This is a genomic window from Polaromonas jejuensis NBRC 106434 (assembly GCF_001598235.1).
GTDB lineage: Bacteria > Pseudomonadota > Gammaproteobacteria > Burkholderiales > Burkholderiaceae_C > Polaromonas > Polaromonas jejuensis.
In genome coordinates this window covers 1-13,600 of record NZ_BCYO01000010.1, presented here as the reverse complement: position 1 = coordinate 13,600, position 13,600 = coordinate 1, and the positions used below count along the sequence as shown (strand labels likewise).

Here is a 13,600-nt window from a genome sequence, read left to right as displayed (position 1 = left end):
GCAACCACTCAGTATCGACTCCTGGACTGAACAAGCCACGACAACACCCGATGCACGGCGTCATCCACACCGGCGACTGGCGTGGCGCCGGGCAGCTCAAGCTCTGGATGCAGGCAAAAAACGGGCTTGCCCAGCTTGAGTCCGAAGGCCATTTCGGAGAGGGTTCCCATGCCGCCGCCGACGGCCACCAGGCACAGGCTGCTTCGGGCAATCAGGGCGTTGCGCATTTCGCCCATGCCCGTGGGAATGGCGACACTGAGGTAGGCGTTGGCCGCCGCGTCGTCGTTTTCGGGGAGCAGGCCGACGACGATGCCGCCCGCCTCTGCCGCACCGCGGGACGCGGCCTCCATGATCCCGCCGCGCCCACCGCAGACGAGCGACAGCCCGGTGCGTGCGAGGCGGCTGGCAATTTGGTAGGCGGCGGCACAGAGTTCGGCGTTGCCGTCGCCCGGGCCGATCAGGCCAATGGGCTGCTTGAAGCGCCTGGCGCTGCGCTGCAGCTCGATGACTTTCTGCTCAAGCCGTGCGAGGCCTTCGGCTTGAACGCCGGGTTCAACGACTGATTTGGCGGCCGGTCCGGCGGCTCGTGAAGACATCACCCACTCCTAAGATAACAATGCAGATAAACATGAGAACCAAGGACATGACCGCCGCCCCGGCAAAGTCAGCACCGCCGTCGCCCACCCTGGACAGCAGCATCAGGGGGAGGATGTTGAGCTGGGTACCCACCAGCGCCAGCGCCGTGCCGTAGGTACCCATCGCGACGGCTGACACAAAGAAGGCGGAAGACACCACCGAAGGCGCGACTTCGGGTACCACGGTATCCATAAAAGCCCGCCAGCGGGTGGCGCCCAGGGTGCGTGCAGCTTGCAGCGGCGTGTGGTCAAGGTTGGCAAATACCGGGTACAGCGACAACGCCACCCTTGGGATGAGGTAATACGCGTAGGCAAAAGCCAGGCCGCCGACGCTGTAAATCCAGCTGCCCAGCGCGGATGAGTCAGCGCCCGCCATGCCCAGCAGCTGCGTGACAAAGCCTGCGCGGCCGAAGGCGAGGATAAAGCCGTACGCAATCACAAGCCCCGAAAAGGCCAGCGGCAATCCGAGCAGCGACATCATCCACTGGCGATGGCGTGGCGACTGCCGCGCCAGCTCCATCGCAATGACGGTGCCCACTGCGGCGGACAGCAGACCGGCCACCCCGCCCAGCGCCAGCGTGTTGCGCAAGGCAACGAGAAACTGCCGATCACCCAGGATCTGCGCAAACGCGGCACCACCGCCCCCACCGGCCTCGGAAACGAGCGCCAGCAGGGGCACTGCCAAAAACAGCCCCATGAACAGCCAGGCAGGCCAGGCACCAAAACGCCGGATCATGAAGTGCCCAACCAACAGGGGGTAGAAAAAAACGCTGCCATGGCGTCTTACTTGGCGAGAACGGCTTGTGCCCAGAGGCGGTCCACCTCAGGCTTCTGCGCGGAGGCCTTGACCACATCCAGCGGCTTGAGCTGCGGCGCCGCCGGCATCCTGGCGGCTACGTCAGGAGACAGGCGCACACCCGGCACCGATGGACGCACGAAGCCCTGAGCAAACAGTGATTGGCCGGCTTCACTCATGATGAAGTTCAGCCACAGCTTGGCCGAGTTGGGGTTGGGCGCGTTTTTCACCAGGCTGATGGCGTACGGCGCGGCAACACTCGCTTCCTTGGGGATGACGACCTCCATCGCATCGCCCATGCCGTCCGCATGCTTGGCCTTGAGGCCGTCGTTTTCGTAACCGATCCAGATCGGAATCTCGCCCTTGAGAAACTTGGCATAGGGGGTGGTGCCCTCTATACGCTGCACATTGCCCGCGCCATGCAGCTGACCCAGGTAATCGGTGCCGGGCTTGATGTTGTCCACGCTGCCGCCGTTGGCATACGCCGCCGCAAACACCAGCACCTGACCGACGCCGGTGGAGCGGGGGTCCAGGTAGACGACCGTGTTTTTGTATTCGGGCTTGAGCAGATCGGCCCAGCTTGCCGGTACGTTTTTAACCAGCTTCTTGTTCACTAGAAAGGCCACATTGAGCGTGTGAATGGTGAACCAGCGGCCTTCGTTTTCACGGAAAACCTGTGGCAGCTTGTCAAAGTTGATGGGCTTGAAGGGTGCGACCACGTCTTTTTTGACAGCGTCCACGGCTGACGCGGCAAAGTAGTAGGCCGTGTCGGCCTGGGGGCGCCTGCGCGTCTTCTCCAGCGCCACCACCGTCGCCGCCGAGCCGAGGTCGTTATACGTCAGCTCCACTTCGGGATACCGTTTCTTGAAGTCCCGAAAGAGGGACTTCCAGTTGGCCCACTCGGGGCCGGTGTCAAAAGACACAACGAGCCCTTCTTTTTCGGCTTCGGCATAGAGCGCCTTTTCACCCGCATAGAGTTCGGGGCCGTCAAAGGCGAAGGCGCTGTGAGCGAGCAGGCCGGCCAAGGGAAGCACACCGGCGGCCTGGAGAAGATTTCTGCGGTTCATGAATTGTTCCTTTAATCGGGTTGGGATTGAAGTTGAAGTTAGCGGGGGTCAATGGGGTGAGCTGGCCGGATGAGCGGGGAGGTCAGCTGTCCAGCAGTCGGATGTGCTCGGGCGCCACCGAGACGGCATGCCGGGGCAACTCGCGCGATTCCGCCAGGAGGGGCTTGTCTGCGCCGGGCACATGAAAGTCAAACCGGGAAACAGCCCCGAGATAGCGCTGGGCGCCAACCCGACCCGTCATCAGGTTGGCCGGGTTTCCGGGCGGGTCAATCTGCACATGCTCGGGCCGCATCAGCGCGTGGATGGACTGGCCGGGCACCCGTTTGTGCGTGGGCGCCACCAGCCTGGCAAACCCGAGGTCGATCAGGTCCGTGGACAACACCCGTCCCGGGAAAATCGTGGACAGCCCCACGAACTGGGCGACCGCCGTACTGGCGGGCTGCTCGTAAATGTCTTTGGGCGTTGAGAGCTGAAGCAGGCAACCGTCTTTCAAGACCGCCACGCGGTCGGCCATGGCCAGGGCTTCTTCCTGGTCATGCGTGACCAGCAGCGTGGTGGCATTGAAGCGTTTCTGGATTTCCCGAATCTGATCTCTCAAATGCCCCCTGATGCTGGCGTCCAGTGCGGCCAGCGGCTCGTCAAGCAGCAAGGCCTGGGGGTCAATCGCCAGGGCCCGGGCCAATGCCACACGCTGCTGCTGCCCACCGGAGAGCTGGGTCACCGCACGGTCGGCGAATGCCGACAGGCCCACCGCCTCCAGCAGGGCTGCGGCCTTGGCATGGCTCGGCGCCTTGGCCATCTTCCTGAGCCGCAACCCGTAGGCAACGTTGTCCAGCACATTGAGGTGCGGGAACAGCGCGTAGTTCTGGAACACCATGCCAATGTTGCGTTCATGCACCGGCTTGTTGGCCAGATCCTGGCCGTGCAGGGTGATGTGGCCGCTGTGGCCGCTTGTCAAACCGGAAACCAGCTTGAGCAAGGTGGACTTACCCGATCCACTGGGGCCGATCACGGCAATCAACTCACCGGAGTTGACGGTGAACGACAGGTCCTTGAGCCCCTGCCGGGTGCCCGGGTAGTTGTAGCTGAGCTGATGAAAGGCAAGACTCATTTTTTTCGACCCAAGCTTGATGAGATAAACGCAGACACACCGGCCAGCAGCAACAGGATGACGGTCGCCGCGCACGCAAAGCCGGTCGCGCCGTAGAACGCCTGAAGAAGAACCACGGGGTAAGTGCGAAACTTGAAACTGGTCAGCAGGTTGGACAGGCCGAACTCACCTACCGACAGTGCCGCCACCATGACCAGGCCGCTGAGCAGGCTGTGCCGCAGGTTGGGTAAAACAATGCCGGTGAACTGCGCCCATGGCGAAGCACCCAGGGTTGCAGCAGCGTCTTCCAGACCCTGAAGCTGAAGATGCCGCAGATCCGTCAGCAAAGCATTCGTCAGATAGGGCAGCGTATAGATGGTGTGTGCCGCGATCAGCAGCGGCAGCGAACCCAGCCAGGGCATCCAGTCGGTGTTGAAGACAATCAGGTAACCGAAGCCCAGCGTGATGGTGGGAACCGCGACCGGCATGGAGCTCACCAGCCTGGCCGCCCAGCTACCCGCGCGGCCCGCACGGTGGTACAGGGAATAGGCCAGGGGCAAGGCGAGAAAGCTGTTGATCAGGCAGGCGCTGCAAGCCACCGTGAGGCTGGTTGCAAAGGCTTTGCGAAATGAAGCATCCAGCCACAGATCCTGATACCAGCGCAGCGTCAGCCCGTTGGGCAGCAGCGTGTTGGTCCAGCTGTTGCCGAAGCTGCCCAGCAGCAAAAGTGCGATAGGCAACAACAGGTAGGAGCCATAGGCCATGCTGACGCCCCTGATCACAGAATTCCCCGGCGGTGAAGAACTGACATCATTTTCCAAATAGTTATCTTTAGGGATTTCTTTTTTCGATTTGCACCGTGATACTACCGATGAACAAGCACTTTTCGGTTGACGATTCAGCATCAATAGTTGAATTTACAGAAAGTGTTTTTAATCACCCTGTCACAAAAACATGCCATGAGAAGACTCTGCCCCACCATCCACGAGCTGCTGGCGTTTGATGCCGTCGCGCGGTACGAGAGCCTGACGCACGCTGCCGGCTCGCTGTGCATCACCGTGAGCGCGGTCAGCAAACAAATCTCAAGTCTTGAAGAATTTGTAGGGCGCCCGCTGCTGCAAAGAAACGGGCGCGGTGTAGCGCTGACGGGGCAAGGACGGCTTTATTGGCAAAAGATTTCCGGTAGCCTGCGCGCCCTTGAAACGGCCACCTTCGAGATGCAGTCGGGAGATGGGGGAGCGGGCATATTGACGTTGGCAAGCGTGCCGACTTTTCTGACCAAGTGGCTCATCCCGCGCCTGCCGGATTTCCGTAAAAAATCGCCCAGCGTCACCTTGAGTTTCACCCAACACCTGGGGCCCGACGAAGAGATGCCTTCCGGTGTCGACGCCGCCATACGCTACGGCCACGGCGAGTGGCCCGGGGTTGTCTCGGACTACATTGCCGGCAAGGCGTTTGTCTTGATTGCCGCGCCGGGCCTCATAGCGTCGGGGCGTCTTGGTGAGCCTTACAAGGTGCCAGAGCACACCCTGCTTCATCACGAAGGCGCGCCCAGCGCCTGGCGGCAATGGGCCGCACACCATGGCGTGGCCGAATCAGCCGTGCAGTCAGGCCCGCGCTTTGCCCAGTACTCGGCCGTCATCCAGGCCGTCGTCAGCGGCCTGGGTATTGGATTGGTGCCGCGCATTCTGGTACTGGAAGAACTGACCAACGGATCGCTCGCCGTACCCTGCGGCGACCTGGTCACGGTGGACCAGGGGCATTACCTCTGCTTCAGGGCCGACCGCATGGAACTGCCCGTGCTCGCGGCTTTCCGCAGCTGGATCCTTGCGCAAGCGCGGGGCTAGTAGCCTGCGACCGCGAGCGCTAAAAACTGTACTCACGCGCTCTGCGGAAGGTTGTTCATCTGAATTCACTGCCGACCCCAAGCACAGCAACTGTCGCTTTCACCCCGATTGAGCCAGCAAATTCACTCTCTTTTTGATAGCTAATTGTTCCCGTCTTACTTGGACAAGAGGCCGATTCGATCAATGCGCCGGCCATCAAGCGACTTGCCCATGGGCCCTACTCCGCGAACAGCATGGCCGGGGATTCGAGATACCCGCGCAAGGCCTGCACGAAGCGGGCCGCATCCGCGCCGTCGACCACACGGTGGTCGAACGAGGACGACAGGTTCATCATCTGCCGCGCCACCACCGCGCCGCCGCGCAGCACCGGCCGCTCCACGATGCGGTTGATGCCGACGATGGCCACTTCGGGATGGTTGATCACCGGCGTCGAGACAATGCCGCCCAGCGCCCCCAGGCTGGTGACAGTGAGGGTCGATCCCGTGAGTTCGTCGCGCGTGGCCTTGCCAGCGCGTGCGGCCTGGGCCAGGCGCGCCACTTCCGCCGCGCTGGACCACAGGTCGTGCGCCTCGGCATGGCGCAGCACCGGCACCATCAGGCCGGCGCCGGTCTGGGTGGCAATGCCGAGGTGCACCGCGCCATGGCGCGTGACCACGCCGGCCTCGTCGTCGAAGCGGGCATTGATCTGCGGAAACTCGCGCACGGCCAGCACCACGGCGCGCAGCAGCAGGGGCAGCAAGGTCAGGTGGCCGCGCTGCGCGCCCCACTTGGCGTTGAGCCGCGCGCGCAGTGCCTCCAGCTCGGTGACATCGACTTCCTCGACATAGGTGAAGTGCGGGATGCGGCGCTTGGACTCCTGCATCTTCTGCGCGATGCGGCGGCGCAGGCCGATCACCGGCACTCGTTCCTCGTCGTCGCGCTGCGCAAGACCGGAGGCGACGGGCGGCATGGCCACCCCATGCGCGGCGACATGGGCGTCAAGGTCGGCCTGCATGATGCGGCCGCCCGCACCGCTGGCTGCCACCTTCTGCAGATCGATGCCGAGTTCCCAGGCGCGCCGGCGCACGGCGGGCGAGGCGATGGGCTTGTCGCCGGCCGGCGTTGTGGGGGGTGCCGCGTGTGGTGCTGCCGGCGCCGGGGCCGTCGACATGGCCGGGGCTGTTTCTTGCGGCGCCTTCGAAACGGTGGCGGGCGGCTCGCTGGCGACCCCTTCCCTCTCCACTTCAATGCGGATCAGCTCCGCCCCCACCGCCAGCACCTGCCCGACCTCGCCGCCGAGCGCCAGCACCTGGCCGACCACGGGCGAGGGGATTTCAACGGTAGCCTTGTCGGTCATCACGTCGGCCAGCACCTGGTCCTCGGACACGCGGTCGCCGGGCTTGACATGCCAGGCCACCAGTTCGACCTCGGCAATGCCTTCGCCGAGGTCGGGCATCTTGATGACGTGGATGGCCATCTATTTCTCCATCGCGCGCTTGAACGCCGCCGCCACGCGCGCCGGTCCCGGGAAGTAAGCCCACTCCTGCGCATGCGGATAGGGCGTGTCCCAGCCGGTCACGCGTTCAATCGGTGCTTCGAGATGGTAAAAACAATGCTCCTGCACCAGCGCCGCCAGTTCGGCGCCAAAGCCGCTGGTGCGCGTGGCCTCGTGCACCACCACGCAGCGGCCGGTCTTTTTCACCGAGGCCACCAGGGTGGGCAGGTCCAGCGGCCAGAGGCTGCGCAGGTCGATGATCTCTGCATCTATGCCGCTCTCCTGCGCCGCCGCCTCCGACACAAAGACCATGGTGCCGTAGGTGAGCACCGTCAGGTCGGCGCCGGGGCGAAACACCGTGGCCGACTCCAGCGGCACGGTGTAATAACCCTCGGGCACCTCGCCCAGCGGGCGGCCGGTCCAGGGCACCGCCGGCCTGTCGTGGTGGCCGTCGAACGGGCCGTTGTACAGGCGCTTGGGTTCGAGAAAAATCACCGGGTCGTCATTCTCTATGCAGGCCATCAGCAGGCCCTTGGCGTCATAGGGGTTGGACGGCATCACCGTGCGAATCCCGCAGACATGCGTGAACAGCGCCTCCGGGCTCTGGCTGTGCGTCTGCCCGCCGAAGATGCCACCGCCGCAGGGCATGCGAATGGTCATGGGCGCGGTGAAGTCGCCGGCCGAGCGGTAACGCAGCCGCGCCGCTTCGGAAACGATCTGGTCGTAGGCCGGATAGAAGTAGTCGGCGAACTGGACCTCCACCACCGGGCGCAAACCATAGGCCGCCATGCCTATGGCCGCACCGACGATGCCGCCTTCGGAGATCGGCGCGTCGAACACGCGCGACTTGCCATACTTCGCCTGCAGGCCGTCGGTGCAGCGGAACACGCCGCCGAAATAGCCCACATCCTGGCCGAAGATCACCACGTTGTCGTCGCGCGCCAGCATCACGTCCATGGCCGAACGCAGCGCCTGGATCATGGTCATTTGCATGGCATCAGCCTCGCGCCGGGCCGCCCCAAGCGGGCTGCGGCCCCCTCGGGGGGCAGCGAACGAAGTTGAGCGTGGGGGTCCATTCAGGCCTCCCGCCCCAGCAGCTGCCGGCGTTGCTGCTGCAAATGCGCAGGCATGTCCTTGTAGACATCCTCGAACATGGCCGCCGCACCGGCCATGTGGCCGGCGGCCAGCGAGCCGTAGCGCTCGGCTTCCTTGAGCGCGGCGCCCACCTGGGCCTCCAGCGCCTGCTGCGTGGCTTCGTGCTCGTCTTCGGACCAGGCGCCCAGGCGTATCAGATGTGTTTTCAGCCGCTCTATCGGGTCGCCCAGCGGAAAATGTTCCCAGTCGTCGGCCGGGCGGTAGCGCGTGGGGTCGTCCGAGGTCGAGTGCGCGCCGGCGCGGTAGGTCACCCATTCGATCAAGGTCGGCCCCAGGTTGCCGCGTGCGCGCTCTGCCGCCCACAGCGAGGCGGCGTAGACCGCGAGAAAGTCGTTGCCGTCCACGCGCAGCGAGGCAATGCCGCAGCCGACGCCGCGCGCCGCAAAGGTGGTGGCCTCGCCGCCGGCAATCGCCTGGAAGGTCGAGATCGCCCACTGGTTGTTGACCACGTTGAGAATCACCGGCGCGCGGTACACATGGGCGAAGGTCAGCGCGGTGTGGAAGTCCGACTCGGCGGTGGCGCCATCGCCTATCCAGGCCGAGGCGATTTTTGAGTCGCCCTTGATCGCCGAGGCCATGGCCCAGCCCACGGCCTGTATGAACTGCGTGGCCAGGTTGCCCGAAATCGTGAAGAAGCCGGCGCGCTTGTAGGAGTACATCACCGGCAGCTGCCGCCCCTTCATCGGATCGCGTTCGTTGGACATCAGCTGGCAGATCATCTCCACCATGTCCACGTCGTCGCGCGCCAGCAGCAGGCCCTGCTGGCGGTAGGTGGGGAAGCACATGTCGCCGGGCTGCAGGGCCAGCGCCTGCGCAGTGGCAATCGCTTCCTCGCCCAGGCATTGCATGTAGAAGGAAATCTTCTTTTGCCGCTGGGCGATCAGCATGCGGGCGTCGTAGAGGCGCGTTTTCATCATGGCGCGCAAGCCCACTCGCAGCCGCTGCGGCTCCACTTGCGGCGCCCAGGCGCCCACAGCAAGGCCCTCGTCGTCCAGCACCCGCACCAGGCTGTAGGCCAGGTCGCTGGTGTCGGCGGGTGAGGCATCGACCGGCGGGCGCCGCACCGCGCCGGCGGGCGACAGATGCAGGTAGGAAAAGTCGGTCGCGTGGCCTGGGCGCCCCGAGGGCTCCGGCACATGCAGATGGAGTGCTTGATTCTTGTTCATCCCCGTCTCCTGGGGCTCATCGTAGCCCTGAGCCGCCCAAGGTGCAAACCACGCCATCAGCGCCTGAGTTCAGGGCCTCTACCGGGGCGGCCCAGGCCGTGCCGTTCTATGCGCTATGGCCGCTCCGTTTTTAATAGTAAACTGCGCCCGCACTGCCTGGGCCGTCAGCCTATTTGACCCTCAATTCCGGCCAACGCCGCGCTATTTCAGCGCGCCAAACACCTTCTGGAGAATCGCGCTGCCGGTGCCGACCGGGTCCTGGCGGATTTTCTTTTCCTCTTCGCCGATGATCAGGTACAGGCCGTCCAGCGTCTTGCCGGTGACGTACTGCTGGATGTTGGCGTCTTCCTTCTTGACCAGGCCAAAGCCGGCGGCCTTGCCGGCGACCTCGTTGTATTTGTTGGCCAGGCCGACTTTTTCGGTAGCCTTGGTGACCACCGGCAGAAACTTCACGCCCAGCGGGGCGCGGGTTTTTTCGGCGAAGAAATTGGTCACCGAGGTTTCGCCGCCCTGCAGAATGTTTTTGGCGTCATTGACGGTCATGGCCCTGACGGCGCCGACCAGCAGGTCCTTGCCCATGGGCACGGCGGCTTCGGCGGCGCGGTTGATGGAGGTCACCAATTCATCGATGCGCTTGCCCTGGCCGAAGTTTCTCAGCAATTTCGACGCATCTTCGAGATATCCGGGCAAGGGAATGCGAACTTTTGGGTTGCCAAGGAATCCATCTGTCTTGCCGAGCAGGGCAACGGCTGCCAGGGCGCCTTTTTCAAGGGCGGTTTTCAGGCCGCTGCTGGCTTCGGCATTGCTCAGGTCGCCCAGCGAGAGCGCATGGGCCTGCTGGCAGGTGGCCCATATCAGCATGCCCAGCGCGCTGACACCGGCCTGGTTAAAATTTCGACGTCGCATGATGAGGGTCCTTCCAATGAAACGAATTTCCGTCCTGGCAGTATGCCGCATGGCACTGGCTGGCGTAGCCATGGTGGCGGGACTCGTCAGCCTGTCCGGCTGCAGCGGCAACCAGGCGGCGCCGGAGTCGACCTTTGTGCTGCTGGACGGCAGCAAACAGACCACGGCAGACCTCAAGGGCAAGGTCACTCTGGTCAACTTCTGGGCCACCAGCTGCGTGACCTGCGTGGCGGAGATGCCCAAGGTCATTGCCACCTACAACAAATACAAGGGCCAGGGTTACGACACGCTGGCCGTGGCCATGAGCTACGACCCGCCCAGCTACGTCGTCAATTACACCGAAACGCGCCAGCTGCCCTTCAAGGTGGCCATCGACAACACCGGCAAGGTGGCCAAGGCCTGGGGCGATGTGCAGCTCACACCGACCACCTACCTGGTGAACAAGCGCGGTGAAATCGTCAAGCAGTATGTGGGCGAGCCGGATTTTGCGGCGCTGCACCAGCTGATTGAAAAGCTGCTGGCCGAGACCTGATCACGCCCTCTGCACCCGTCCCCCCAAAAAAAAGGCCAATTCCCAGTGGAATTGGCCTTTTGTCCTTGCCGGCTGGGCGCCAGAAGCTATCGATTCAATAGCATGCCCGGCGCTGCCAGGGTGAATTCAGGGTGGATTACTTGTTCCGAAACGCGTCGTGGCAAGACTTGCAGGTGTCGGCGGTGGCGGCAAAAGCCGTCTTCAGGGCGTCGAGGTTGCCGGTCTTGGCCGCAGCAGCCAGCTTGCCCGTTTCAACGACCAGCTTCTCATTGGTTTCCTTGAACTTGCCCTGCTCGGTCCAGATTTCGGGCTTGGCCTTGGTGTTGCCGCCCTTGTCGGTACCGGCAACGAAACCAGCCCACGGGAGTTTCGCCATGTTGGCAACGATTTCAGCGTTGTCTGCCGCCGCTTTGGCGTCAAACGGCACCTTGCCATTGGCCATGGCACCCAGGCGGCCAAAATGTGTGCCCATGACGGACAGCGCGCTCTGGCGGTACTTGATGGCGTCTTCCGGTTTGGCAAACTGCGCGGAGGCCGGCGCAGCCAGGGCAATCAGGGTGGCCGCCGCAGCGATACAGGCAAAAGCTTTCATGTTATTCCTCGTGAGGTTTTTAAGACGGGGTGACGGGCAACGCTTGGGGGAGCGCCTGCCAGACTGCTGGAGTTTAGCGGGCCCCGAGAAGTTCCACAGGAACTAATACGCTACGGGTAAGCACCAACGGCCCTGCACGGCGAGCCGGGCTTTCCGGCGCGCCCTGCGCTATAAACCCAACCATCATGAACGAGGAGTGAGCATGTACAACAAGGGCAGCATCAACAAGGTGCGGGTCTGGGATTTGCCGACGCGGCTTTTTCACTGGGCACTGGCGATTTGCGTCATCGGCCTGGCCATCAGCGGCACCCTGGGCGGCAATGCCATGGTCTGGCATTTCCGCCTGGGCTATGCGGTGCTGGCGCTGCTGCTGTTTCGCATTGTCTGGGGCCTGGTGGGCGGACGCTGGTCGCGCTTTGGGGCGTTCATGTATGCCCCGCAAAGCATCATCGACTACCTCAAGGGACGGGGCAAGCCCGAGCATGGCGTGGGCCACAGCCCGATTGGCGCCGGCTCCGTCTTCGCCATGCTGGGGTTTCTTGTGGCCCAGGTGGGAAGCGGCCTGATCAGCGATGACGAGATCGCCTTCGCCGGCCCGCTGACGCGCTTTGTGTCGAATGCCAGCGTCAGCCTGGCCACCGGATACCACAAGGATATCGGCAAATGGGTGCTGCTCGGCCTGGTCGTCCTGCACATTGCAGCGATTCTTTTCTACCTGCGCCGCAAGCACAATCTGGTGGGCGCCATGCTGCATGGCGACAAGGAACTGGTGCTGGCCGCCCCGGCATCGCGTGACGACACGGTTTCGCGCGTGACGGCCTTGCTGATTCTGGCGGTTTGCACCGCGCTGGCCTATTGGGTGTCAAGCCTCGAGGCGCTGCCGTTCTGATCCGGGGCCAGGGCCTAGCAGATGGCCGGCACATAATGCCGCACGAGGAGCCGCGCGAGGGCGGCGCAGGGAATTGCCGTTAAACTGGACATCGCTTTTTCAGCCGCCCGACTCCGTGCAACGCCCTTCCATCCGGTTCATCACCCCCGACTCGCCCGAGCAACTGGCGGGAACGCGCCAGATATTCACCGAGTATGCGGAGCAGTTGGGCATAGACCTGTGCTTCCAGAATTTCGACGCCGAGCTGGCCAACTTGCCGGGCGAATACGATGCCCCGGAAGGCGCGCTGTTGCTGGCGCTGGTGGATGGAGAAGTCGCCGGCTGCTGCGCGCTGCGTGCGCTCGAATCGGTGGACTATCCCAACGCCGCCGAGATGAAACGGCTCTATGTGCGCAAGGCCTTTCGGCGCTTTGGTCTGGGCCGGCAGCTGGCCGAGGCGGTGCTCGATGCCGCGCGCATGGCGGGCTACCACAGCGTGCTGCTGGACACCCTGGACGACATGGAATCGGCACGCGCCCTGTACACGGAACTGGGCTTTGCAGAGATTCCGCCCTACTATCACAACCCGATTCCCGGCGCCCATTACCTGAAGGTCGATCTGTAGCCGGAAATCCGAATGGAAATGGCCGCCAGCCCATGACTGACGGGCACAATGAGCTACTATTTTGATAGCAAAAATCAGCCGTGATGCCGTCGCCGCTGCGCTTTCATGGCCGACATGAAAAAAGCCACCGCTCTTGCGAGCGGTGGCTTTTCTGCTGAAGCCGCCAGGCCTCAGGCTTTGGCTTGCGCCAGCAGGGTCGCGGCATCGCTGACTTCGAACTTGCCGGGACCTTCCACATTGAGGCTCACCACCTTGCCGTCCTTGACCAGCATGGAGTAGCGGTTGCTGCGCAGGCCCAGACCCTTGCCGTTCAGGTCCAGGGTCAGGCCGGTGGCCTTGGCAAACGCGGCATCGCCATCGGCCAGCATGCGGACTTTGCCCGCAGTTTTCTGGTCACGTGCCCAGGCGCCCATGACGAAAGCGTCGTTCACGCTCAGGCACCAGATTTCGTCAACACCAGCCGCCTTGAACTCGGCAGCCTTCTCGACAAAACCCGGCACATGCTTGGCCGAACAGGTGGGCGTGAAGGCGCCAGGCACGGCAAACAGGGCAATGGTTTTACCGGTGCTGGCCTTGAGCACATCGACGGCATTGGGGCCAATGCTGCAGCCCTCGCCTTCAACTTCTGAATATTCCATCAGCGTGGCTGCGGGAAGGGTGTCGCCTACTTTGATCATGGGATGCTCCTGAATGGGGGGTAAATGAACAATGAATTTCTGCCGCGTGTATTTTCACCCAGCGAGAAAGTCTCTGATGCACTGCGGTCTTTATTTCGCTTCTGCCGCTTTTGTCGCGACCCGCAGCGGAAACAAAAAAGGCCCACAGAGTGAGCCTTTTTTGATGACTT

The 13,600-nt window shown here is 63.2% G+C and carries 15 protein-coding genes; 4 read left to right on the top strand and 11 right to left on the bottom strand.

All coding sequences use genetic code 11. The annotated features are described in order from the left end of the window. Positions 1-8 precede the first annotated feature (8 nt). From PJE01S_RS13080 to PJE01S_RS13060, 5 genes are all read right to left on the bottom strand, one after another. Positions 9-596, bottom strand: coding sequence for a TIGR00725 family protein (locus PJE01S_RS13080; protein WP_068834075.1), 588 nt, complete (start codon positions 594-596; stop codon positions 9-11). Beyond that, positions 553-1,368 carry an ABC transporter permease gene (locus PJE01S_RS13075; protein WP_068834185.1) on the bottom strand — a complete coding sequence of 272 codons (816 nt, stop codon included), beginning with the start codon at positions 1,366-1,368 and terminating at the stop codon, positions 553-555. The genes PJE01S_RS13080 and PJE01S_RS13075 overlap by 44 nt, the downstream gene beginning before the upstream one ends. A 50-nt stretch (positions 1,369-1,418) precedes the next feature. Then, positions 1,419-2,498 (bottom strand): extracellular solute-binding protein, encoded by a 1,080-nt coding sequence (locus tag PJE01S_RS13070; protein WP_068834074.1) that lies wholly within the window; start codon positions 2,496-2,498, stop codon positions 1,419-1,421. An 82-nt stretch (positions 2,499-2,580) separates the two neighbouring features. Then, a complete protein-coding gene (locus PJE01S_RS13065; RefSeq protein WP_068834073.1) occupies positions 2,581-3,609 on the bottom strand; it encodes an ABC transporter ATP-binding protein in 1,029 nt (342 codons plus the stop codon). Beyond that, entirely contained in the window at positions 3,606-4,352 is a 747-nt protein-coding gene (locus PJE01S_RS13060) for an ABC transporter permease (RefSeq protein WP_068834184.1), read from the bottom strand. The genes PJE01S_RS13065 and PJE01S_RS13060 overlap by 4 nt, the downstream gene beginning before the upstream one ends. 195 nt (positions 4,353-4,547) lie before the next feature. Between PJE01S_RS13060 and PJE01S_RS13055 the strand changes: the two genes are divergently transcribed. Further along, positions 4,548-5,435 carry a LysR substrate-binding domain-containing protein gene (locus PJE01S_RS13055; protein WP_068834072.1) on the top strand — a complete coding sequence of 296 codons (888 nt, stop codon included), beginning with the start codon at positions 4,548-4,550 and terminating at the stop codon, positions 5,433-5,435. Positions 5,436-5,652: 217 nt separating this feature from the next. On the opposite strand, the gene PJE01S_RS13050 is transcribed toward PJE01S_RS13055, so the two are convergent. The 4 genes from PJE01S_RS13050 to PJE01S_RS13035 form a co-directional block, all read right to left on the bottom strand. Then, on the bottom strand, positions 5,653-6,891 hold the full coding sequence (locus PJE01S_RS13050) for a dihydrolipoamide acetyltransferase family protein (RefSeq protein WP_068834071.1): 1,239 nt from the start codon (positions 6,889-6,891) through the stop codon (positions 5,653-5,655). Then, positions 6,892-7,902, bottom strand: coding sequence for an alpha-ketoacid dehydrogenase subunit beta (locus PJE01S_RS13045; protein ID WP_068834070.1), 1,011 nt, complete (start codon positions 7,900-7,902; stop codon positions 6,892-6,894). Positions 7,903-7,985: 83 nt separating this feature from the next. Beyond that, positions 7,986-9,230: a 3-methyl-2-oxobutanoate dehydrogenase (2-methylpropanoyl-transferring) subunit alpha gene (locus tag PJE01S_RS13040; protein ID WP_068834069.1), complete on the bottom strand. Its 1,245-nt coding sequence runs from the start codon at positions 9,228-9,230 to the stop codon at positions 7,986-7,988. A 201-nt stretch (positions 9,231-9,431) separates the two neighbouring features. Next, positions 9,432-10,136, bottom strand: a complete 705-nt coding sequence (locus PJE01S_RS13035; protein WP_068834068.1) for a DUF4197 domain-containing protein — start codon at positions 10,134-10,136, stop codon at positions 9,432-9,434. Positions 10,137-10,152: 16 nt separating this feature from the next. Between PJE01S_RS13035 and PJE01S_RS13030 the strand changes: the two genes are divergently transcribed. After that, positions 10,153-10,668, top strand: a complete 516-nt coding sequence (locus tag PJE01S_RS13030) for a TlpA disulfide reductase family protein (protein ID WP_068834067.1) — start codon at positions 10,153-10,155, stop codon at positions 10,666-10,668. Between the two features lie 136 nt (positions 10,669-10,804). On the opposite strand, the gene PJE01S_RS13025 is transcribed toward PJE01S_RS13030, so the two are convergent. Then, positions 10,805-11,260 (bottom strand): c-type cytochrome, encoded by a 456-nt coding sequence (locus PJE01S_RS13025; RefSeq protein WP_068834066.1) that lies wholly within the window; start codon positions 11,258-11,260, stop codon positions 10,805-10,807. 202 nt (positions 11,261-11,462) lie between these two features. Here PJE01S_RS13025 and PJE01S_RS13020 point away from each other — a divergent pair, with 202 nt between their 5' ends. Beyond that, on the top strand, positions 11,463-12,149 hold the full coding sequence (locus tag PJE01S_RS13020; RefSeq protein WP_068834065.1) for a cytochrome b/b6 domain-containing protein: 687 nt from the start codon (positions 11,463-11,465) through the stop codon (positions 12,147-12,149). A 115-nt stretch (positions 12,150-12,264) separates the two neighbouring features. After that, positions 12,265-12,753: a GNAT family N-acetyltransferase gene (locus tag PJE01S_RS13015; RefSeq protein WP_068834064.1), complete on the top strand. Its 489-nt coding sequence runs from the start codon at positions 12,265-12,267 to the stop codon at positions 12,751-12,753. Positions 12,754-12,923: 170 nt separating this feature from the next. Here PJE01S_RS13015 and PJE01S_RS13010 read toward each other — a convergent pair whose 3' ends face one another. Beyond that, positions 12,924-13,430 (bottom strand): peroxiredoxin, encoded by a 507-nt coding sequence (locus PJE01S_RS13010; RefSeq protein WP_068834063.1) that lies wholly within the window; start codon positions 13,428-13,430, stop codon positions 12,924-12,926. Positions 13,431-13,600: the final 170 nt, after the last annotated feature.